General features: G+C 37.9%; 16 protein-coding genes. All 16 read left to right on the top strand.

Annotated elements, in window-relative coordinates; translation table 11 throughout:
- Window positions 1–63 precede the first annotated feature (63 nt).
- The 16 genes from topA to F0362_RS18720 all read left to right on the top strand — a co-directional run bounded on the left by topA (window position 64) and on the right by F0362_RS18720 (window position 21,052).
- Window positions 64–2,142, top strand: coding sequence for a type I DNA topoisomerase (gene topA / locus F0362_RS18795; protein ID WP_149889920.1), 2,079 nt, complete (start codon window positions 64–66; stop codon window positions 2,140–2,142).
- A gap of 48 nt (window positions 2,143–2,190) precedes the next feature.
- Window positions 2,191–3,495 (top strand): FADH(2)-oxidizing methylenetetrahydrofolate--tRNA-(uracil(54)-C(5))-methyltransferase TrmFO, encoded by a 1,305-nt coding sequence (trmFO, locus tag F0362_RS18790; protein ID WP_000212000.1) that lies wholly within the window; start codon window positions 2,191–2,193, stop codon window positions 3,493–3,495.
- A gap of 65 nt (window positions 3,496–3,560) precedes the next feature.
- Complete coding sequence (gene xerC / locus F0362_RS18785; protein ID WP_001101240.1) at window positions 3,561–4,460, top strand: tyrosine recombinase XerC; 900 nt, start codon at window positions 3,561–3,563, stop codon at window positions 4,458–4,460.
- A 42-nt stretch (window positions 4,461–4,502) separates the two neighbouring features.
- Window positions 4,503–5,045, top strand: coding sequence for an ATP-dependent protease proteolytic subunit HslV (gene hslV, locus F0362_RS18780; RefSeq protein WP_000526274.1), 543 nt, complete (start codon window positions 4,503–4,505; stop codon window positions 5,043–5,045).
- 22 nt (window positions 5,046–5,067) lie between these two features.
- Window positions 5,068–6,459 carry an ATP-dependent protease ATPase subunit HslU gene (hslU, locus tag F0362_RS18775; RefSeq protein ID WP_000550076.1) on the top strand — a complete coding sequence of 464 codons (1,392 nt, stop codon included), beginning with the start codon at window positions 5,068–5,070 and terminating at the stop codon, window positions 6,457–6,459.
- 77 nt (window positions 6,460–6,536) lie between these two features.
- On the top strand, window positions 6,537–7,316 hold the full coding sequence (codY, locus tag F0362_RS18770; protein ID WP_000421291.1) for a GTP-sensing pleiotropic transcriptional regulator CodY: 780 nt from the start codon (window positions 6,537–6,539) through the stop codon (window positions 7,314–7,316).
- Window positions 7,317–7,663: 347 nt separating this feature from the next.
- Complete coding sequence (gene rpsB, locus F0362_RS18765) at window positions 7,664–8,365, top strand: 30S ribosomal protein S2 (protein WP_000111485.1); 702 nt, start codon at window positions 7,664–7,666, stop codon at window positions 8,363–8,365.
- 103 nt (window positions 8,366–8,468) lie between these two features.
- On the top strand, window positions 8,469–9,356 hold the full coding sequence (gene tsf / locus F0362_RS18760) for a translation elongation factor Ts (protein WP_001018579.1): 888 nt from the start codon (window positions 8,469–8,471) through the stop codon (window positions 9,354–9,356).
- A gap of 66 nt (window positions 9,357–9,422) precedes the next feature.
- Window positions 9,423–10,145 carry a UMP kinase gene (gene pyrH, locus F0362_RS18755; protein WP_000042662.1) on the top strand — a complete coding sequence of 241 codons (723 nt, stop codon included), beginning with the start codon at window positions 9,423–9,425 and terminating at the stop codon, window positions 10,143–10,145.
- Window positions 10,146–10,147: 2 nt separating this feature from the next.
- Entirely contained in the window at window positions 10,148–10,705 is a 558-nt protein-coding gene (gene frr, locus F0362_RS18750) for a ribosome recycling factor (protein WP_000531505.1), read from the top strand.
- Between the two features lie 85 nt (window positions 10,706–10,790).
- The gene (gene uppS / locus F0362_RS18745) at window positions 10,791–11,567 is read left to right on the top strand and encodes an undecaprenyl pyrophosphate synthase (protein WP_000971308.1); all 777 of its coding nucleotides are present in this window, start codon (window positions 10,791–10,793) and stop codon (window positions 11,565–11,567) included.
- 17 nt (window positions 11,568–11,584) lie between these two features.
- Window positions 11,585–12,376, top strand: coding sequence for a phosphatidate cytidylyltransferase (gene cdsA / locus F0362_RS18740; protein ID WP_000813595.1), 792 nt, complete (start codon window positions 11,585–11,587; stop codon window positions 12,374–12,376).
- A 23-nt stretch (window positions 12,377–12,399) separates the two neighbouring features.
- Window positions 12,400–13,542 (top strand): 1-deoxy-D-xylulose-5-phosphate reductoisomerase, encoded by a 1,143-nt coding sequence (gene dxr, locus F0362_RS18735; RefSeq protein ID WP_000790354.1) that lies wholly within the window; start codon window positions 12,400–12,402, stop codon window positions 13,540–13,542.
- Window positions 13,543–13,559: 17 nt separating this feature from the next.
- Window positions 13,560–14,816 (top strand): RIP metalloprotease RseP, encoded by a 1,257-nt coding sequence (gene rseP / locus F0362_RS18730; RefSeq protein WP_001090232.1) that lies wholly within the window; start codon window positions 13,560–13,562, stop codon window positions 14,814–14,816.
- 109 nt (window positions 14,817–14,925) lie between these two features.
- Window positions 14,926–16,626 carry a proline--tRNA ligase gene (locus F0362_RS18725; RefSeq protein WP_000814324.1) on the top strand — a complete coding sequence of 567 codons (1,701 nt, stop codon included), beginning with the start codon at window positions 14,926–14,928 and terminating at the stop codon, window positions 16,624–16,626.
- A 124-nt stretch (window positions 16,627–16,750) separates the two neighbouring features.
- Window positions 16,751–21,052 carry a PolC-type DNA polymerase III gene (locus F0362_RS18720; protein ID WP_000060011.1) on the top strand — a complete coding sequence of 1,434 codons (4,302 nt, stop codon included), beginning with the start codon at window positions 16,751–16,753 and terminating at the stop codon, window positions 21,050–21,052.
- Window positions 21,053–21,111: the final 59 nt, after the last annotated feature.

Below are 21,111 nucleotides of genomic sequence, written 5' to 3'. Positions count from 1 at the left end.
AAAAACAAGAGAAATCAATAAGATTAATGAAGACTTGAATCCACCTCTTAAGGAGGCACTAGCATGTCAGATTACCTCGTAATCGTGGAGTCGCCTTCTAAGGCGAAGACCATTGAGAAATATTTAGGGAAAAAATACAAAGTCGTTGCGTCCATGGGACATGTTCGCGATTTACCTAAAAGCCAAATGGGGATAGAAGTAAAGAACAACTTCACCCCGAAGTATATTACCATTCGTGGTAAAGGTCCCGTTTTAAAAGATTTAAAATCAGCGGCAAAAAAAGCAAAGAAAGTCTATCTCGCGGCCGATCCAGACCGTGAAGGAGAAGCAATTGCTTGGCATTTAGCGAATACGTTAAATGTGGATGTTGAATCAGATTGTCGAGTTGTCTTCAATGAAATTACAAAAGATGCAATAAAAGAATCATTTAAACATCCTCGTGCAATTAATATGGATTTAGTAGATGCACAACAAGCAAGACGTATACTTGATCGTCTAGTTGGTTACAATATTAGTCCTTTATTATGGAAGAAAGTAAAAAAAGGATTAAGTGCAGGTCGTGTACAATCTGTAGCAGTTCGTTTAATTATCGAACGTGAAAGGGAGATTCAAAACTTTGAGCCTGAAGAATTCTGGACAATTAAAACAGAGTTTGTAAAAGGGAAAGATACATTTGAAGCAAGCTTTTACGGTGTAGATGGTGAAAAGGTTCAATTAACGAATGAAACGCAAGTGAATGAAATAATTGAACAGATGAAAGATAATGCGTTTTCAGTTGAAAATGTAACGAGAAAAGAGCGAAAACGTAATCCCGCTTTACCGTTTACAACATCTTCCTTGCAACAAGAAGCAGCACGTAAGTTAAATATGCGAGCAAAGAAAACAATGATGCTTGCACAGCAACTGTATGAAGGGATAGATCTTGGGAAACAAGGGACTGTGGGTCTTATAACGTATATGAGAACTGACTCAACGCGTATCTCAGAAACAGCTCAAACAGAGGCTCGTACTTACATTACTGAGGCGTATGGTGCGGAATACATAGGAACAGAGAAGAAGAAAGAAACGAAAAAATCAAATGCACAAGATGCGCATGAGGCAATTCGTCCTACTTCGGTAATGAGAAAGCCAGAGGAACTAAAAAGTTTCTTAGGTCGTGACCAACTTCGGTTGTATAAATTGATTTGGGAGCGATTTGTTGCAAGTCAAATGGCGTCTGCTATAATGGATACTGTTACAGCGAAACTCATTAATAACAATGTTCAGTTCCGTGCAAGTGGCTCGGTTGTAAAGTTCCCGGGGTTTATAAAAGTGTATGTTGAGTCAAAAGATGATGGTGCGGAAGAAAAGGATAAGATGTTGCCACCGTTAGAAGTGGGAGAAACGGTATTTTCAAAAGATATAGAGCCGAAACAACACTATACCCAACCACCGCCACGTTATACAGAGGCTCGTTTAGTAAGAACACTTGAAGAACTTGGGATTGGAAGACCATCCACTTATGTGCCGACACTTGAAACAATTCAAAAACGCGGTTATGTTGCTTTAGATAATAAACGTTTCGTTCCAACTGAATTGGGTGGAATAGTAATCGAACTTATTTTAGAGTTTTTCCCAGAAATTATTAACATTGAATTCACAGCTAACATGGAGCAAAGCCTTGATGAAGTGGAAGAAGGAAATGCGAATTGGGTGAAAATTGTTGATGATTTCTACGTAGGATTTGAACCGCGCTTAGAAAAAGCGGAAAAAGAAATGCGTGAAGTGGAAATTAAAGATGAACCAGCTGGGGAAGACTGTGAATTATGTGGTCATCCAATGGTCTTTAAAATGGGTAAATATGGGAAGTTTATGGCTTGCTCGAATTTCCCTGATTGTCGTAATACAAAACCGATTGTGAAAGAAATCGGTGTAATTTGTCCGAAGTGTGAAGAAGGACAAATTATTGAACGTCGTAGTAACAAAAAGAAACGTCTTTTCTACGGATGCGGTACGTATCCAGAATGCGACTTTGTATCTTGGGATAAGCCGATTGGCCGTAAATGTCCGAAGTGTGAAGGGATGCTTGTAGAGAAGAAGTTGAAAAAAGGCGTGCAAGTACAATGTATTTCGTGTGATTATGAAGAAGAACAACAAATGTGAGCGTAACTGCTCACATTTTTTTCGGGAAGAAAAGGAAAGGTGATATATATGACAACACAAGTAGTAAACGTCATTGGCGCAGGTCTTGCAGGAAGTGAAGCAGCTTACCAAATTGCAAAACGTGGTGTCCAAGTAAAATTATATGAAATGAGACCAGTAAGGCAAACGCCAGCTCATCACACAGATAAGTTTGCTGAATTAGTGTGCAGTAACTCATTACGTGCAAACACATTAACAAATGCCGTTGGAGTTATTAAAGAAGAAATGCGTTTAATGGATTCTGTCATTATTCGTGCAGCTGATGAGTGCTCTGTGCCAGCTGGAGGAGCTTTAGCAGTTGACCGTCATGAGTTTGCAGCTAAAGTGACTGAATACGTAAAGAATCATCCGAATGTAACTGTAGTGAATGAAGAGCTTACTGAAATTCCAGAAGGACCAACAATTATTGCAACAGGTCCACTTACATCTCCTGATCTTGCTGCACAATTAAAAGAACTAACAGGTGAAGATTATTTCTATTTCTACGATGCAGCAGCACCAATCGTTGAAAAAGACAGCATTGATATGAACAAAGTATATTTAAAGTCTCGTTATGATAAAGGAGAAGCGGCATATTTAAACTGTCCTATGACAGAAGAAGAATTTGATCGTTTTTATGAGGCTTTAATTGCTGCTGAGACAGTACCTTTAAAAGAATTTGAAAAGGAAATTTTCTTTGAAGGTTGTATGCCAGTGGAAGTTATGGCAAGCAGAGGAAGACAGACGCTAGTATTTGGACCAATGAAACCTGTTGGATTAGAAGATCCGAAAACAGGGAAAACGCCATATGCTGTTGTTCAGTTACGTCAAGATGATGCAGCGGGAACGTTATACAATATCGTAGGTTTCCAAACGCATTTAAAGTGGGGACCACAAAAAGAAGTGTTACAGTTAATTCCAGGACTGGAGAACGCAGAAATTGTACGCTACGGTGTAATGCATCGTAATACGTTTATTAATTCGCCTAATTTACTTCGTCCGACGTATCAATATAAACAACGTGATGATTTATTCTTTGCTGGTCAAATGACTGGAGTAGAGGGATATGTTGAATCGGCGGCATCAGGGTTATTAGCAGGTATTAACGCTGCCCGACTTGTAAAAGGCGAAGAGCCAGTTGTATTACCACCTGTAACTGCAATGGGAAGTATGGCAAATTATATTACTGCGACAAATGCGAAAAACTTCCAGCCTATGAATGCAAACTTCGGTCTATTTGCACCGTTAGAGAAGAAGATCAAAAAGAAGGCAGAACGAAATGAAGCGTATGCTACACGTGCTTTAGAAACAATTCAAAATTTTGTAAATATTTAGTTAAATTTCTTGCAAAGGCTACTAAGTTGTGATACGATTTAGTAGCCTTTATTGAGGTGAGTTATGTGAATGTGAAGAAATTGTTACAATTATTCGTTGGATATTTACAAATTGAAAGAAATTATTCAAAATATACAATTGCAAGTTATCAAAATGATTTAGAACATTTTGTGCAATTTATGGAGCGAGAAGGCATATCCTCTTTTTTAGATGTTACATACGCGGATGTTCGTTTGTACTTAACGACGTTGCACGATGAAAAGTTAGCCCGTAAATCCGTCGCAAGAAAAGTGTCAAGCTTACGAAGTTTATATCGTTTTTTAATGCGTGAAGGTTATCGGAAAGATAACCCGTTTGCACTTGCGTCACTCCCCAAAAAAGAATTGTCAATCCCAAAGTTTTTATATGCTGAAGAATTAGAGGAATTATTTGAAGTTTCTGATACGGAAACGCCGCTAGGTCAAAGGAATCAAGCTTTATTAGAGTTGATGTATGCGACGGGGATCCGTGTGAGTGAATGTGTCAACCTACAACTTACCGATATTGACTTTGCAGTGGGAACAATTTTAGTGATGGGAAAAGGAAAAAAACAAAGGTATATTCCGTTCGGAAGTTATGCACAAGATGCTTTAATTACTTATATGGAGAACGGGAGAAAACAGTTAGCTAACAAGACTGAAGAACAATCTCATATGGTATTTTTAAATGCGAAAGGTACGCCGCTAACAAGTCGTGGTGTGCGCTATGTATTAAACGAACTCATTAAGAAGGCTTCATTGACAATGCGGATAAGTCCCCATATGTTAAGGCATACATTTGCTACACACATGTTAGATGAAGGGGCAGATTTACGTACTGTACAGGAGCTGTTAGGTCATGAAAATTTGTCGACGACACAAATTTATACGCATGTCTCTAAAGAAAGATTGCGTTCTGTTTACATGAAGCATCACCCGCGGGCATAAATTGCTTTTAAAGCTATAAAAACATATAAAGGAGTTTTTTCTATGGGAAATTTCCACGCTACAACGATATTTGCAGTTCATCATAATGGAGAATGTGCAATGGCTGGAGATGGCCAGGTAACGATGGGGAATGCTGTTGTAATGAAACATACAGCTCGTAAAGTTCGTAGACTTTTCCAAGGGAAAGTTTTAGCTGGTTTTGCAGGTTCAGTTGCGGACGCATTTACTCTTTTTGAAATGTTTGAAGGGAAATTAGAAGAGTATAACGGGAACTTGCAGCGTGCTGCAGTTGAAATGGCGAAACAATGGCGTGGGGATAAAATGCTGCGTCAGTTAGAAGCGATGCTCATTGTCATGGATAAAACAACTATGCTCCTTGTTTCGGGCACAGGAGAAGTAATTGAACCGGATGATGGTATTTTAGCAATTGGATCTGGTGGAAATTATGCACTTTCTGCAGGTCGTGCTTTAAAACAATATGCAAGTGAACATTTAACTGCGAAGCAGATTGCGAAAGCGAGTCTAGAAATTGCAGGCGATATTTGTGTTTATACGAACCACAACATAATTGTTGAAGAATTGTAGAATCGTAAGGGAGGCATTTTATATGCATTTACATTTTACTCCGCGCCAAATTGTGGAAAAATTAGATCAATACATCATCGGTCAAAAAGATGCAAAGAAAGCGGTTGCTGTAGCTTTAAGAAATCGATATCGTCGCAGTAAACTAGCTGAAAATTTACGTGATGAAATTGCACCTAAAAATATTTTAATGATTGGACCGACAGGTGTTGGTAAAACAGAGGTAGCACGACGAATGGCGAAACTCGTTGGAGCACCTTTTATTAAGGTTGAAGCTACTAAATTCACAGAAGTTGGATATGTAGGTAGAGATGTAGAGTCGATGGTACGTGACCTTGTAGAAACGTCAGTACGCATCGTGAAAGAAGAAATGGTAGTTAAAGTTCAAGATAAAGCAGAAGAGCAAGCGAACCAACGTCTTGTTGAAATTTTAGTGCCAAGTCCGGAGAAGCAATCTGGATTTAAAAATCCATTAGAAATGCTTTTTGGCGGTGCTCAAAATTCGAATCAAACATCCGATGAGCAAGAAGATGTTGAAATCGAAAAGAAACGTCAAGACGTGGAAAGAAAGCTTGCTGCAGGACTTCTTGAAGATGAAATTGTATCGATTGAAGTGACTGAGCAACAGTCTTCAATGTTTGATATGTTACAAGGAACTGGTATGGAACAAATGGGAATGAATTTCCAAGATGCATTAGGAAGTTTTATGCCGAAAAAAACGAAAAAACGTAAACTTTCTGTAAAAGAAGCAAGAAAACTCTTGACAAATGAGGAAGCACAGCGCTTAATTGATATGGATGAAGTTACACAAGAGGCTGTTTATCGTGCTGAACAGCTCGGGATTATTTTTATCGATGAAATTGACAAAATTGCTGGTAAGCAGTCGAATAGCGTAGATGTATCACGTGAAGGTGTGCAACGTGACATTTTACCAATTGTAGAAGGATCGAATGTTGCGACAAAATACGGATCAGTAAAAACGGATTATATTTTATTCGTTGCAGCTGGAGCGTTTCATATGTCTAAACCGTCGGATTTAATTCCGGAATTGCAAGGGAGATTTCCGATTCGAGTAGAATTAACAAAATTATCGACAGATGATTTTGTTAAAATATTAATCGAGCCTGACAATGCGTTAATTAAACAGTATATGGCATTATTAGCGACTGAAGGTATAGAAATTGAATTTTCAGACGAAGCTATTCGTAAGATTGCTGAGATTGCTTATCAAGTTAATCAGGATACAGATAATATTGGAGCCAGAAGACTCCATACGATTATGGAGAAGCTCCTTGAAGATTTATCGTTTGAAGCATCTGAAATTACGTTAGAGAAAATAACGATAACACCTCAATACGTTGAGGAGAAATTAGCAACAATTGCTAAAAATAAAGATGTGAGCCAGTTTATTTTGTAATAGTGTCATCAGGTGACTCGCCCTAGTTTCCAAGTGATGAAAAAATATGTGAGTAACATGTAGGAGGAACTTTTGAAATGGAATTATTAGCAAAAACAAGAAAATTAAATGCGTTATTACAGAGCGCAGCAGGAAAGCCTGTAAACTTTAGAGAAATGTCTGATACAATGTGTGAAGTAATCGAAGCGAACGTATTCGTAGTAAGTCGTCGTGGTAAATTACTAGGTTATGCAATTCACCAACAAATCGAGAACGAGCGTATGAAACAAATGCTTGCAGAGCGTCAATTCCCAGAAGAATATACGCAAAGCTTATTCAATGTAACGGAAACATCTTCAAACTTAGATGTAAACAGTGCTTACACAGCATTCCCAGTAGAAAATAGAGAATTATTCGGTCAAGGTTTAACTACAATCGTACCAATCGTTGGTGGCGGTGAGCGTCTAGGTACATTAGTGTTAGCTCGTCTTGGTCAAGAGTTCTTAGATGATGATTTAATCCTTGCTGAATACAGTTCAACTGTAGTAGGTATGGAAATCTTACGTGAAAAAGCAGAAGAAATCGAAGAGGAAGCACGTAGTAAAGCTGTTGTTCAAATGGCGATTAGCTCATTATCTTACAGTGAGTTAGAAGCAATTGAGCACATTTTCGAAGAGTTAAACGGAACAGAAGGTCTACTTGTTGCAAGTAAAATTGCTGATCGTGTAGGAATCACTCGTTCTGTGATTGTAAATGCACTACGTAAATTAGAAAGTGCTGGTGTAATCGAGTCTCGTTCTTTAGGTATGAAAGGAACATACATTAAAGTATTAAACGACAAATTTTTACATGAACTTGCTAAATTAAAAACAAACTAATTTATAAAAACTCTCCTCAAATGAGGAGAGTTTTTTGTATATAAGAGATTGATGTTGTTTGTGAAAAGCGCCATAATCGTGTTCTTTGGAAAACTATGAATTGAATTTTATTTTTTCGCTTAAAAGAAATACAGGTTGGTAATACTAGAATTCGAGTGTGAATAAAGAAAGTTTTACATTGTTCGCATTTTCGACTTGATTGTAATATTTCAGTATGATATAGTAAGCAGTGGTGTCAGTACAAAGTACACACGTTTACTGATTTAAGTGTTGGTGCTACGGTTGTAGTTTCGCTTAGAGATGAAGTAAACGGAGGATATCAAAAACCATTTAGGAGGAACTATATTATGTCAGTAATTTCTATGAAGCAATTGCTTGAAGCTGGTGTTCATTTCGGACATCAAACACGTCGTTGGAACCCAAAAATGAAGCGTTACATTTTCACAGAGCGTAACGGTATCTACATCATCGACTTACAAAAAACTGTGAAAAAAGTTGAGGAAGCTTACAGAACGATGCGCGACATCGCTGCTGAAGGCGGAGACATTTTATTCGTAGGTACTAAAAAACAAGCACAAGAAGCTATTAAAGAAGAAGCAACTCGTGCTGGTATGTACTTCGTTAACCAACGTTGGTTAGGTGGAACTTTAACAAACTTCCAAACAATCCAAAAGCGTATCAAGCGCCTTAAAGACATCGAAAGAATGCAAGAAGATGGTACTTTCGAAGTACTTCCTAAGAAAGAAGTTGTTCAACTTAAAAAAGAGTTAGAGCGTCTTGAGAAATTCTTAGGCGGTATTAAAGATATGAAAGGTCTTCCAAGTGCATTATTCGTAGTAGACCCTCGTAAAGAGCGTATTGCAGTTGCTGAAGCACGCAAATTACACATTCCAATCATCGGTATCGTTGATACAAACTGTGATCCAGACGAAATCGATCACGTTATCCCAGCAAACGATGATGCAATTCGTGCTGTAAAACTTCTTACATCTAAAATGGCAGACGCGATCCTTGAAGCAAAACAAGGTGAAGAAACTGTTACTGCGTAACAAATTTGGAAAGGTGATAAGGGGTTCGGCCTTTTATCACCTTTTTTAAGGTATAAAAACCTTTTTAAAAGGTATAAATACATATTTTAGGAGGATGAAAAACATGGCAATCACTGCACAAATGGTAAAAGAACTTCGTGAAAAAACAGGCGCAGGTATGATGGACTGCAAAAAGGCTTTAACTGAAACAAACGGCGACATGGAGAAAGCAATTGACTTCTTACGTGAAAAAGGTATTGCGAAAGCTGCTAAAAAAGCTGACCGCATCGCTGCTGAAGGTTTAACTTTCATCGAAACAAACGGTAACGACGGTTTAATCTTAGAATTAAACTCTGAAACTGATTTTGTTGCGAAAAACGAAGGTTTCCAAGCTTTAATTAAAGAATTAGCTGCTCACTTATTAGCTAACAAACCAGCTAACGTTGAAGAAGCTATGGCTCAAACAATTGAAGGCGGTAAAACAGTAGAAGAGCACATCAATGAAGCAATTGCTAAAATTGGTGAAAAACTTACACTTCGTCGTTTCGAAATCGTATCAAAAACGGATGCTGATGCATTCGGCGCTTACCTACACATGGGTGGACGTATTGGTGTATTAACAGTTCTTGAAGGTTCTACTGACGAAGCAGCTGCTAAAGATGTAGCAATGCACATTGCAGCAGTTAACCCTAAATACATTGACCGTGATGCTGTAACAGCTGAAGAAGTTGAGCATGAGCGTCAAGTATTAACACAACAAGCTTTAAACGAAGGCAAGCCTGAAAAAATCGTTGCAAAAATGGTAGAAGGCCGTCTTGGCAAATTCTTCGAAGAAATTTGCTTACTTGACCAAGCATTCGTTAAAAACCCTGATATGAAAGTTCGTCAATTCGTTGAGTCTAAAGGCGGAACATTAAAAGGATTCGTTCGCTACGCTGTTGGTGAAGGTATCGAAAAACGCGAAGACAACTTTGCTGAAGAAGTAATGAACCAAGTAAAAGGTAACAACTAATACAGATTAGGGAACACATTGTGTTCCCTTTTTTAAAATAAAGATGTAAGCAATTGGAGGTTCATTATGAGTAAACCGAAATATAATCGTGTCGTTTTAAAGCTGAGCGGAGAAGCTTTAGCTGGCGAGCAAGGATTTGGAATTAACCCAGCTGTTATCAAGTCAGTTGCGGAACAAGTGAAAGAAATTGCAGAACTTGATGTAGAGGTTGCTGTTGTTGTTGGTGGCGGTAACATTTGGCGTGGGAAAATTGGAAGCGAAATGGGCATGGATCGTGCAGGAGCAGATTACATGGGCATGTTAGCGACAGTTATGAATTCACTAGCTCTTCAAGATAGTTTAGAGAATATTGGAATTCAAACTCGCGTTCAAACTTCAATTGAGATGCGTCAAGTGGCAGAGCCTTACATTCGTCGTAAAGCAATTCGTCACTTAGAGAAAAAACGTGTTGTTATCTTTGCCGCAGGTACTGGTAACCCATACTTCTCTACAGATACGACAGCAGCATTACGTGCAGCGGAAATCGAAGCGGACGTTATTTTAATGGCGAAAAATAATGTGGATGGCGTATATAGTGCAGATCCATCTATTGATCCAACTGCTACGAAGTACGAAACGCTTACTTACTTAGATGTATTAAAAGAAGGTTTAGGTGTAATGGATTCTACAGCTTCTTCTCTATGTATGGATAATGATATTCCATTAATTGTATTCTCAGTTATGGAAAAAGGTAATATTAAACGTGCCGTTTTAGGCGAAAATATCGGAACAGTCGTAAGGGGGAAATAATTATGGGACAACAAGTATTGAAGTCTTCAAATGAAAAAATGGAAAAAGCAGTTGCTGCTTATTCTCGTGAATTAGCAACAGTTCGCGCTGGTCGTGCAAGCTCGTCTGTATTAGATAAGGTACAAGTTGATTACTATGGTGCACCAACACCAGTTGTGCAATTAGCGAACATTACAGTTCCAGAAGCACGTTTGCTTGTAATTCAACCGTATGATAAAACTTCTATCGGTGATATTGAAAAAGCAATTTTAAAAGCAGATTTAGGCTTAAACCCTTCTAATGACGGAACTGTAATTCGTATTGCATTCCCTGCATTAACAGAAGAGCGTCGTCGTGATCTTGTAAAAGTTGTGAAAAAATATGCTGAAGAAGCAAAAGTTGCGGTTCGTAACGTACGTCGTGACGGTAACGATGATCTTAAGAAGCTTGAAAAAGCTGGCGAGATTACGGAAGATGATTTAAGAGGATATACTGAAGATATCCAAAAAGAAACAGATAAATATATTGCAAAAGTTGACGAAATCGCAAAAAACAAAGAAAAAGAAATCATGGAAGTGTAATAGCGATAACTTCGCAAATATGACCCTCTTCTTAAGGGGGTCTTTTTACACTTTTAGGCATATGTCTGCTTGCTGGAGGGTATGAATGATGTTTAAAAACTTTCCTTTTTTTAAAAGTAAAAAGGACGCATCGTTTGATCATCTCGTTGAAGAAGTGAAAAAAGGGTATATACCAGAACATATTGCCATCATTATGGATGGTAATGGAAGATGGGCAAAGAGGAGAGCTATGCCTCGTATTGCGGGACATCATGAAGGTATGCAAGTTGTAAAGAAAATCACAAAATTTGCAAGTAAGCTTAATGTGAAAGTGTTAACTCTTTATGCTTTTTCAACTGAGAACTGGAAAAGACCGAAAAAGGAAGTTGACTATTTAATGAGGCTTCCAGAAGAATTTCTAGGTACATTTTTACCAGAATTGATTGAAGAAAACGTACAAGTCCGAGTAATAGGGCAAAAAGATCGTCTTCCTACGCATACACGCAGAGCGATGGAAAAAGCCATGGAAGATACGCAAGAGAATACGGGATTAATTCTCAATTTCGCGTTAAACTATGGAAGTCGAGATGAAATCGTTTCTGCTGTGCAACATATGATGAAAGATAGTGAGGAAGGAAAAATTCGTGCTGAAGAGATAAGTGAAGAAATGATTTCTTCCTACTTAATGACGGGTTCTTTACCTGATCCAGAGTTGTTAATTCGTACAAGCGGAGAGCTACGTATTAGTAATTTCATGTTATGGCAAATTGCATATTCGGAATTTTGGTTTACGGATGTGTATTGGCCAGACTTTACGGAAGAACATTTGCTTAGTGCGATTACAGACTTTCAACATAGAGGGCGCAGATTCGGAGGCGTGTAGAAAGAGAGGGTTTGGTAGTGAAACAGAGAATTATTACTGGAGTGGTTGCTGCCGCGCTATTCATTCCCATCGTAATTTACGGTGGCGTGCCTTTTACGGTTTTAGTGTATGCACTTGCTTCTATAGGTTTATATGAGTTAATTCGAATGAATAAGCTTACGCTTATTTCAGTACCAACAGTTTTAGCTGCGGTATTATTATGGACTATTTTAGTTCCAAGTAGTGCATCAGAACTATTTAGGTGGATTGGATTAGGTAAATTAGAAATTACGTTTGTGATTGTTTTATTACTTTTATCATATACAGTCCTTTCTAAGAATACATTTACTTTTGATAATGCTTCATTTTTACTTATGGCAACAACATATGTTGCAATGGGATTCTTATATCTGAATGAAACGAGAATATTAGGAATTAAATATGTGTTTTGCGCATTATTTGTTATATGGGCTACTGATTCAGGTGCATATTTCGTAGGAAAAGCATTAGGAAAAAGAAAATTATGGCCAGAAATTAGTCCAAATAAAACGATTGAAGGTTCAGTAGGTGGCATCGTTTGTGGAATTATTGTGGCACTTGTATACAACGTGTTCTTCCCAGTTGAATCGAATGTAGTAATTTTAATTGTGCTGACAATTATCATTTCTATTTTTGGACAAATTGGTGATTTAGTACAATCTGCATTTAAACGTCATTATGGCGTAAAAGATTCAGGTACAATTTTACCTGGACATGGTGGTATATTAGATCGAACAGATAGTTGGTTATTTGTGTTACCAATTCTCTACTTCTTATTGCAATACAATTAATAAATGAACGAGGGGTTGGAGTCATGAAAAACATTAGTTTATTAGGTGCAAGCGGATCAATTGGTACACAAACTTTAGATGTGTTACGCTCGCACCCAGACCAATTCCGTCTCGTTGCTTTTTCTGTAGGGAAAAATATTGACTACGCAGTAAAAGTAATTCAAGAATTTTCTCCGCAAATCGTTTCTGTGCAAAGAGCAGAAGATGTTATAAAATTACAAGCTGTTTCTGGTAATACAAAAGTTGTGTATGGTAGTGAAGGTCTTTTAGAAGTAGCATTACATCCAGATGCGGAGATTTTAGTAAATGCCGTTGTAGGTAGCGTAGGGTTGTTACCAACACTTCGTGCAATTGAGGCGAAAAAAACAATTGGAATTGCAAATAAAGAAACGTTAGTAACTGCAGGGCATCTAGTAATGGAAGCGGCGCGAAAACATAATGTTTCGTTACTTCCGGTAGATAGTGAACATTCAGCTATTTTTCAATGCTTGAATGGTGAAAATGAAAAAAGAATTTCTCGACTCATTATAACGGCTTCTGGTGGAAGTTTCCGTGATAAAACGAGAGATGAATTGCATCATGTGACCGTAGAAGATGCGCTTCGACATCCAAACTGGTCAATGGGTTCGAAAATTACAATTGATTCTGCTACAATGATGAATAAGGGACTAGAAGTAATTGAAGCACATTGGCTTTTTGGTATCCCTTATGAGCAAATTGATGTTGTTTTACATAAAGAAAGTATTATTCATTCTATGGTTGAATTTGAAGATCGTAGTGTAATGGCGCAGCTTGGCTCACCTGATATGCGAGTACCAATTCAATACGCGCTTACATATCCTGATAGATTACCTCTTTCAGATACAAAACAGTTAAACTTATGGGAAATGGGAACATTGCATTTTGAAAAAATGAACCAAGAACGTTTCCGTTGTCTACGTTTTGCGTATGAGGCTGGGAAAACAGGTGGAAGTATGCCAGCTGTAATGAACGCTGCAAATGAAGTAGCTGTTGAAGCTTTTTTACAAAAGAGAATTGGTTTCTTAACAGTGGAAGACCTCATTGAAAAAGCAATGAACCATCACAATGTCATTGCACGTCCGAGCTTAGAGGAAATTCTGGAAATTGATGCAGCCACAAGACGGTTTGTGATGGAACAAATTTAGCAAAGGTGGTTATGGAATTGAATACAGCGATTGCCTTTATATTAATTTTCGGTGCACTCGTATTTTTCCATGAGCTAGGGCATCTATATTTCGCGAAAAGAGCAGGCATTTTATGCCGCGAGTTTGCGATTGGTTTTGGTCCGAAAATATTCTCATTTGAAAAGAATGAAACGGTGTATACGATTCGATTACTGCCCCTTGGTGGCTATGTAAGAATGGCTGGCGAGGATGCGGACACAGTTGAGTTAAAGCCAGGGAAAAAGGTTGGCCTTGTGCTAAATGAAAAAGACGAAGCTGTGAAATTAGTTTTTGATGGATATGAAAAATATCCAAATGTTCGTGTTATTGAAGTCGAACAAGCCGATTTAGAGCATAATCTAACGATTTCAGGCTATGAAGAGTATGAGGAAGAGCTTCAAACATTCCGAGTGAATGAAAAGGCTCGTATCATTACTGCTGGAGAAGAAATTCAAATTGCTCCGTATAACAGGCAATTTGGCTCTAAAAAATTGGGTCAACGTGCTTTAACAATCTTTGCGGGTCCTGCAATGAACTTCATTTTAGCATTTGTTATTTTTGTGATTCTTGGATTTGTACAAGGGGTTCCCATTGACAAACCAATGGTCGGAAAAATAATGGAAAATAGTGCAGCGCAGCAAGCTGGATTAAAAGAAAATGATACAATTCAAGCAATTGATGGGAAAAGTACAAGTACATGGAAAGATGTTGTTGCCATTGTACGTGAAAACCCGAATAAAGAAATTACGTTACAAGTAAAGCGTGATAATGAACAGCTTAATGTAAAAGTAACTCCAACACTCGATAAAGAAGGTAAAGAAGAAGTTGGTAGAATTGGTGTTTACTCTCCTGTAGAGAAAACAGTGATGGGTTCGATTAAATCAGGATTTGAACAAACGTACGAATGGACGAAACTAATTTTTGAGTCTCTTGTGAAATTAGTAACTGGTCAATTTTCTATTAATGAGTTGTCAGGTCCAGTAGGAATTTATAATCTAACAGATCAAGTCGTAGATTATGGATTTACGCGTGTGCTAAGTTTAGCGGCAGTTTTAAGTATAAACCTTGGTTTATTTAATCTATTACCAGTCCCTGCTTTAGACGGTGGACGTTTATTCTTCTTCCTAATCGAAGCGTTACGAGGAAAACCGATTGACCGTCAAAAAGAAGGAATGGTCCACTTTATTGGTTTTGCATTATTAATGTTACTAATGTTAGTTGTAACATGGAATGACATTCGTAAGTTTTTCTTGTAAAATAAAGTGAAACTTATAATGAAATAGAGCTCGTAGAATAAAATCCCTCACCTAACCCGAGGTGAGGGGTTTTACTGCGTGTAAGAGTAAAATGAAGAGGTGCGAATAAATGAAACAAAGTATGGTATTCAGTCCTACATTACGTGAAGTTCCAGCTGATGCTGAAATTAAGAGTCATCAATTATTACTTCGCGCAGGTTTTATGCGTCAAAATGCTTCTGGTATTTATAGTTTTCTACCATTTGGTTTAAAAGTACTACACAAAGTAGAACGTATCGTTCGAGAAGAAATGGAACGCGCAGGAGCTGTAGAATTATTAATGCCAGCGATGCAAGCTGCAGAATTATGGCAAGAATCAGGCCGTTGGTATTCTTACGGATCTGAATTAATGCGTATGAAAGATCGTAACGCTCGTGAATTTGCTTTAGGGGCGACACATGAAGAAGTAATTACTGATCTTGTACGTGATGAAGTAAAATCATATAAAAAATTACCGTTAACGCTATACCAAATTCAAACAAAGTTCCGTGACGAACAAAGACCTCGTTTCGGTTTATTACGTGGAAGAGAGTTTCTAATGAAAGATGCCTATTCTTTCCACGCTACGCAGGAGAGCTTAGATGAAGTGTATGATCGCTTATATAAAGCATACTCTAACATTTTTGCTCGTTGTGGCTTAAATTTCCGTGCGGTTATTGCTGACTCTGGAGCAATGGGCGGAAAAGATACACATGAATTTATGGTATTATCTGATGTTGGTGAAGATACTATTGCATACTCGGATACATCCAATTATGCAGCGAACATCGAAATGGCTCCTGTTGTAGCTACGTATACGAAGAGTGACGAAGCAGAAAAGGCACTTGAAAAAGTAGCAACGCCAGATCAAAAAGCAATTGAAGAAGTATCTGCATTCTTAAACATTGAAGCAGAACAGTGTATTAAGTCTATGGTATTTAAAGTAGACGAGAAATTAGTAGTTGTACTTGTTCGTGGTGATCATGAAGTAAACGATGTAAAAGTGAAAAATGTATACGGCGCTTCAGTTGTTGAGCTTGCTTCTCATGAAGAAGTAAAAGAATTATTAAATTGTGAAGTTGGTTCATTAGGACCGATTGGTGTAACAGGTGATATCGAAATTATTGCTGACCATGCTGTAGCATCAATTGTAAACGGATGTTCAGGAGCGAATGAAGAAGGGTTCCATTATGTAAATGTAAATCCAGAACGGGACTTTAAAGTAAGTCAATATACAGATTTACGCTTCATCCAAGAAGGAGACCAATCTCCAGATGGAAACGGAACAATTCTTTTCGCACGCGGAATTGAAGTTGGTCATGTATTTAAATTAGGAACTCGCTATAGTGAAGCGATGAACGCAACATTCCTAGATGAAAACGGGAAAACACAAGCACTTATTATGGGTTGTTACGGTATCGGTGTATCTCGTACAGTGGCAGCAATTGCAGAGCAGTTTAATGATGAGAACGGCTTAGTTTGGCCAAAAGCTGTAGCACCGTTCCATGTGCATGTAATTCCAGTAAATATGAAATCTGATGCACAACGTGAAATGGGTGAAAATATTTACAACTCATTACAAGAGCAAGGATATGAAGTATTACTAGATGATCGTGCAGAACGTGCAGGTGTTAAATTTGCAGATGCAGATTTATTTGGCCTTCCAGTTCGCGTTACGGTTGGTAAAAAAGCAGATGAAGGTATTGTAGAAGTGAAAGTACGTGCTACAGGCGAGTCTGAAGAAGTGAAAGTAGAAGAACTTCAAACATATATTGCTAATATTTTAAAATAAGAAGAGGTACCTCGTAATGAGGTACCTTCTCTTTCTTTGTAAACGTATTTTGTAAAAGAAGAAGGGAGACATCTTTCTTTGTAGTACGTTTCAATTTATAATAGCAAATGGAAGGAGAGTGCTTATGTCATTAACAAATGAACAACAAGAGCGATTTCAAATTTTGCTCCAGCAGTTGCAAATACCAGAAGACCTTATAAATCAATATTTACAGGGCGGTGGTATTGAAAAGCTAGTTATTGATAAAGCGAATAAAGGTTGGCATTTTGACTTACAAGTGCCACGTATTTTGCCGACAGAATTATATGAATTGCTAGAAGTGAAGCTTAAGCAATCATTTTCTCATATTGCAAGAACAACATTTGCATTACAAGCAGAGAATAAACAATTTACAGAAGAAGAAGTGAAGGCATATTGGCCGCTTTGTACGGAGCGAATTACATTTTCACCTATGTTTGCTTACTTAAAGAAGCAACTACCTCAGGTAAATGGAGTGAAGTTGTTAATAAATGTGAATAACGAGTTAGAATCTACTGCTTTAAAGAAAAATGTTACGAAACCAGTAGGTGATCAATACGAAGCTTTTGGATTCCCACGTTTTCAGTTAGACACACATATAAAGCAAAATGCAGAAGAAATGCAAAAGTTTCGTGAGCAAACTCAGCAAGAAGACCGTGAGCGTGTAATACAAGCTATGGAAGAAATGGCGAAGAAGCAAGCTGAAGAAAGTAGCGTTGTGCATGAAGGACCGGTTGTACTCGGATATCTTATTAAGCCAGATGAAGAGATTACACCGATGCGAGAAATTCAAGATGAAGAACGAAGAAAAACGGTTCAAGGGTATGTATTCCATGTAGAAACAAAAGAGCTTCGTAGTGGGCGTACGTTATTAACTTTAAAAATAACGGACTATACGGATTCTATTATGATCAAAATGTTTTCGCGTGACAAAGAAGATATTCCAATGCTGCAATCCTTGAGAAAAGGAATGTGGGTGAAAGCACGTGGTTCTGTTCAAAATGATACGTTTGTTCGAGATTTAGTAATGATTGCAAACGATATTAATGAAATAACAGGACCATCTCGTAAAGATAAGGCGCCAGAAGGTGAAAAACGTGTAGAGCTTCACCTTCATACCCCAATGAGTCAAATGGATGCTGTTACGCCTGTCTCTAGGCTTGTTGCTCAAGCTGGTAAATGGGGACATGAGGCTATTGCAGTTACAGACCATGCTGTTGCTCAGTCTTTCCCAGAAGCATACTCTGCGGGTAAAAAGGCTGGGGTTAAAGTTATATACGGTGTAGAGGCAAATTTAGTTAATGATGGTGTACCGATCGCATATAACGAAGCGCATCGTTTACTTGCAGAGGAAACGTATGTTGTTTTCGACGTTGAGACGACAGGTTTATCAGCTGTATACGATACAGTCATTGAGTTAGCTGCCGTAAAGATAAAAGGTGGCGAAATCATTGATCGTTTTGAATCTTTCGCAAATCCGCATCAACCATTATCTGCGACGATTATTGAATTAACAGGTATTACAGATGATATGTTAACTGATGCACCAGAAGTGGACGAAGTGTTTAAAAAGTTTGAGGAATGGATGGGTGACCATACACTTGTTGCTCATAACGCAAGCTTTGATATGGGCTTTATTAACGTAGGTTTTAAAAAGGCAGGGCTAGCAAAAACGAATAACCCTGTTATTGATACGTTAGAACTTGCGCGGTTCTTATTCCCGGAAATGAAAAACCATCGATTAAATACGATGTGTAAAAAGCTTGATATTGAATTAACGCAACATCACCGTGCGATTTATGATACTGAAGCAACGGGATACTTACTTGTGAAAATGCTAAAAGATGTAATTGAAAAGGGATTTGAATATCATGATCAATTAAATGATAGTATGGGACAAGGGGATGCGTATAAACGTGGGCGTCCAAGTCATATGACATTACTTGCTACATCAGATGTTGGATTGAAAAATTTATATAAACTTGTTTCATATTCTCACCTGAATTATTTTTACCGTGTGCCACGTGTACCAAGGTCACTATTAAAAAAATATCGTGAAGGAATTTTAGTAGGAACGGCTTGTGATAAAGGTGAAGTGTTTGAGGCAATGATGCAAAAAGCACCTGAAGAAGTAGAAGAAATTGCGCAATTCTATGATTACATTGAAGTAATGCCTCCAGAGGTGTTACGTCATTTAGTAGAACGTGAACTTGTTCGAGATGAAGGACAATTAAAAACAATTATTTCTAACTTAGTAAAACTGGGTGAGACGTTAGATAAACCGGTTGTCGCTACAGGGAACGTGCATTATTTAGATCAAGAGGATGCTATGTATCGTAAAATTTTAGTGAGTTCGCAGGGCGGAGCAAATCCGTTAAATCGACATTCATTACCGCCGGTACATTTCCGTACAACAGATGAGATGTTAGAGTGTTTTTCATTTTTAGGTGAAGACAAAGCGAAAGAAATTGTAGTAACGAATACACAAAAGGTTGCGTCATTAATTGGTGATGTTCATCCAGTAAAAGATGATTTATACACACCGAAAATTGAAGGTGCTGATGATGAAACGCGTGATATGAGTTATAAAATGGCGCGTAGCATTTATGGGGAAGAGCTACCAGAAATCGTAGAAGCCCGATTGGAAAAAGAATTAAAAAGTATTATCGGACATGGATTTGCTGTAATTTATTTAATTTCACATAAGCTGGTGAAAAAATCGTTAGTAGACGGATATTTAGTAGGTTCGCGTGGATCTGTAGGTTCATCATTCGTTGCAACGATGATGGAAATTACAGAAGTAAATCCATTACCACCACATTATGTATGTCCGAAGTGTAAGCAATCAGAATTCTTTAATGACGGCTCGGTAGGTTCTGGTTTTGATTTACCAGATAAAGAATGTCCAACATGTAATGTTTCATATGTAAAAGATGGACATGATATTCCGTTCGAAACGTTCCTTGGATTTAAAGGAGATAAGGTACCCGATATCGATTTGAACTTCTCCGGCGAATACCAACCACGTGCCCATAACTATACGAAAATACTGTTCGGTGAAGATTATGTATATCGTGCAGGAACGATTGGTACAGTTGCAGAAAAAACGGCTTATGGATATGTAAAAGGTTATGCAAATGATCATAATTTAACGATACGAAATGCAGAGATTGACCGCTTAGTAGCAGGGTGTACCGGTGTAAAACGTACAACTGGACAGCATCCAGGTGGTATTATCGTTGTGCCAGATTACATGGACATCTTTGATTTCTCACCAATACAGTATCCGGCAGATTCAATAGGGGCTGAGTGGAGAACGACACACTTTGATTTCCACTCAATTCATGATAATTTATTGAAACTTGATATACTAGGACACGATGATCCGACAGTTATTCGTATGTTACAAGATTTAAGTGGTATTGATCCGAAAACAATCCCAACAGATGATCCGGAAGTAATGAAAATTTTCTCAGGTCCGGAATCATTAGGAGTAACGGAAGAACAAATTAACTGTAAAACAGGTACACTTGGTATACCGGAATTCGGTACGAAATTCGTAAGACAAATGTTAGAAGAGACAAAACCAACGACATTCTCAGAGTTAGTCCAAATCTCTGGACTATCACATGGTACGGACGTATGGCTCGGTAATGCAAACGAGTTAATTTATAACGGTACATGTACGCTGAGTGAAGTTATCGGTTGTCGTGATGACATCATGGTATATTTAATCTATCAAGGTTTAGATCCATCATTAGCCTTCAAAATTATGGAGTCGGTTCGTAAAGGTAAAGGTGTACCGGAAGAATGGGAAGAGGACATGAAAAGTAATAATGTACCAGGTTGGTATATTGATTCATGTAAGAAGATTAAATACATGTTCCCTAAAGCCCATGCGGCTGCTTACGTACTTATGGCTGTACGTATCGCATATTTTAAAGTACATTTTGCACTTTTATTCTATGCGGCATACTTTACGGTTCGTGCAGATGACTTTGATGTAGAGGCGATGGCAAAAGGTTCAGCATCTATACGTGTAAAGATTGATGAAATTGCGCAAAAAGGATTAGATGCAGCGCCGAAAGAGAAGAGTTTATTAACGGTACTAGAAATGACACTTGAAATGTGTGAGCGTGGATACTCATTCCAAAAGGTTGATTTATATCGCTCGCATGCAACAGAATTCATTATTGATGGAGACTCATTAATTCCTCCATTTAATGCGGTGCCTGGTCTTGGTACAAACGCAGCTTTAAGTATCGTAGAAGCTCGTAAAAATGGAGATTTCTTATCAAAAGAAGATTTACAGCAGCGCAGTAAGGTTTCTAAAACGATTATTGAGTATTTAGATAGTCAAGGTTGCTTAGGTGATCTACCTGATCAAAACCAATTATCACTGTTCTAGCAGGTAGGAAAAGTCTTTGCAAATCAGTATTTGCTATGGTATACTATTAACCGAGATAA

Origin of the sequence: Bacillus sp. BS98, assembly GCF_008432245.1 — a bacterium.
Taxonomy (GTDB): Bacteria; Bacillota; Bacilli; order Bacillales; family Bacillaceae_G; genus Bacillus_A; species Bacillus_A toyonensis.
The sequence above is the reverse complement of the archived record's forward strand: the minus strand, read 5'-3'. Positions and strand labels throughout refer to the sequence as shown.

Coding starts and splice junctions, on each gene's coding strand:
- rpsB (WP_000111485.1), top strand. CDS start 7,664: ATGTCAGTAATTTCTATGAAGCAATTGCTTGAAGCTGGTGTTCATTTC.
- topA (WP_149889920.1), top strand. CDS start 64: ATGTCAGATTACCTCGTAATCGTGGAGTCGCCTTCTAAGGCGAAGACC.
- dxr (WP_000790354.1), top strand. CDS start 12,400: ATGAAAAACATTAGTTTATTAGGTGCAAGCGGATCAATTGGTACACAA.
- uppS (WP_000971308.1), top strand. CDS start 10,791: ATGATGTTTAAAAACTTTCCTTTTTTTAAAAGTAAAAAGGACGCATCG.
- hslV (WP_000526274.1), top strand. CDS start 4,503: ATGGGAAATTTCCACGCTACAACGATATTTGCAGTTCATCATAATGGA.
- tsf (WP_001018579.1), top strand. CDS start 8,469: ATGGCAATCACTGCACAAATGGTAAAAGAACTTCGTGAAAAAACAGGC.
- hslU (WP_000550076.1), top strand. CDS start 5,068: ATGCATTTACATTTTACTCCGCGCCAAATTGTGGAAAAATTAGATCAA.
- frr (WP_000531505.1), top strand. CDS start 10,148: ATGGGACAACAAGTATTGAAGTCTTCAAATGAAAAAATGGAAAAAGCA.
- pyrH (WP_000042662.1), top strand. CDS start 9,423: ATGAGTAAACCGAAATATAATCGTGTCGTTTTAAAGCTGAGCGGAGAA.
- codY (WP_000421291.1), top strand. CDS start 6,537: ATGGAATTATTAGCAAAAACAAGAAAATTAAATGCGTTATTACAGAGC.
- F0362_RS18720 (WP_000060011.1), top strand. CDS start 16,751: ATGTCATTAACAAATGAACAACAAGAGCGATTTCAAATTTTGCTCCAG.
- F0362_RS18725 (WP_000814324.1), top strand. CDS start 14,926: ATGAAACAAAGTATGGTATTCAGTCCTACATTACGTGAAGTTCCAGCT.
- trmFO (WP_000212000.1), top strand. CDS start 2,191: ATGACAACACAAGTAGTAAACGTCATTGGCGCAGGTCTTGCAGGAAGT.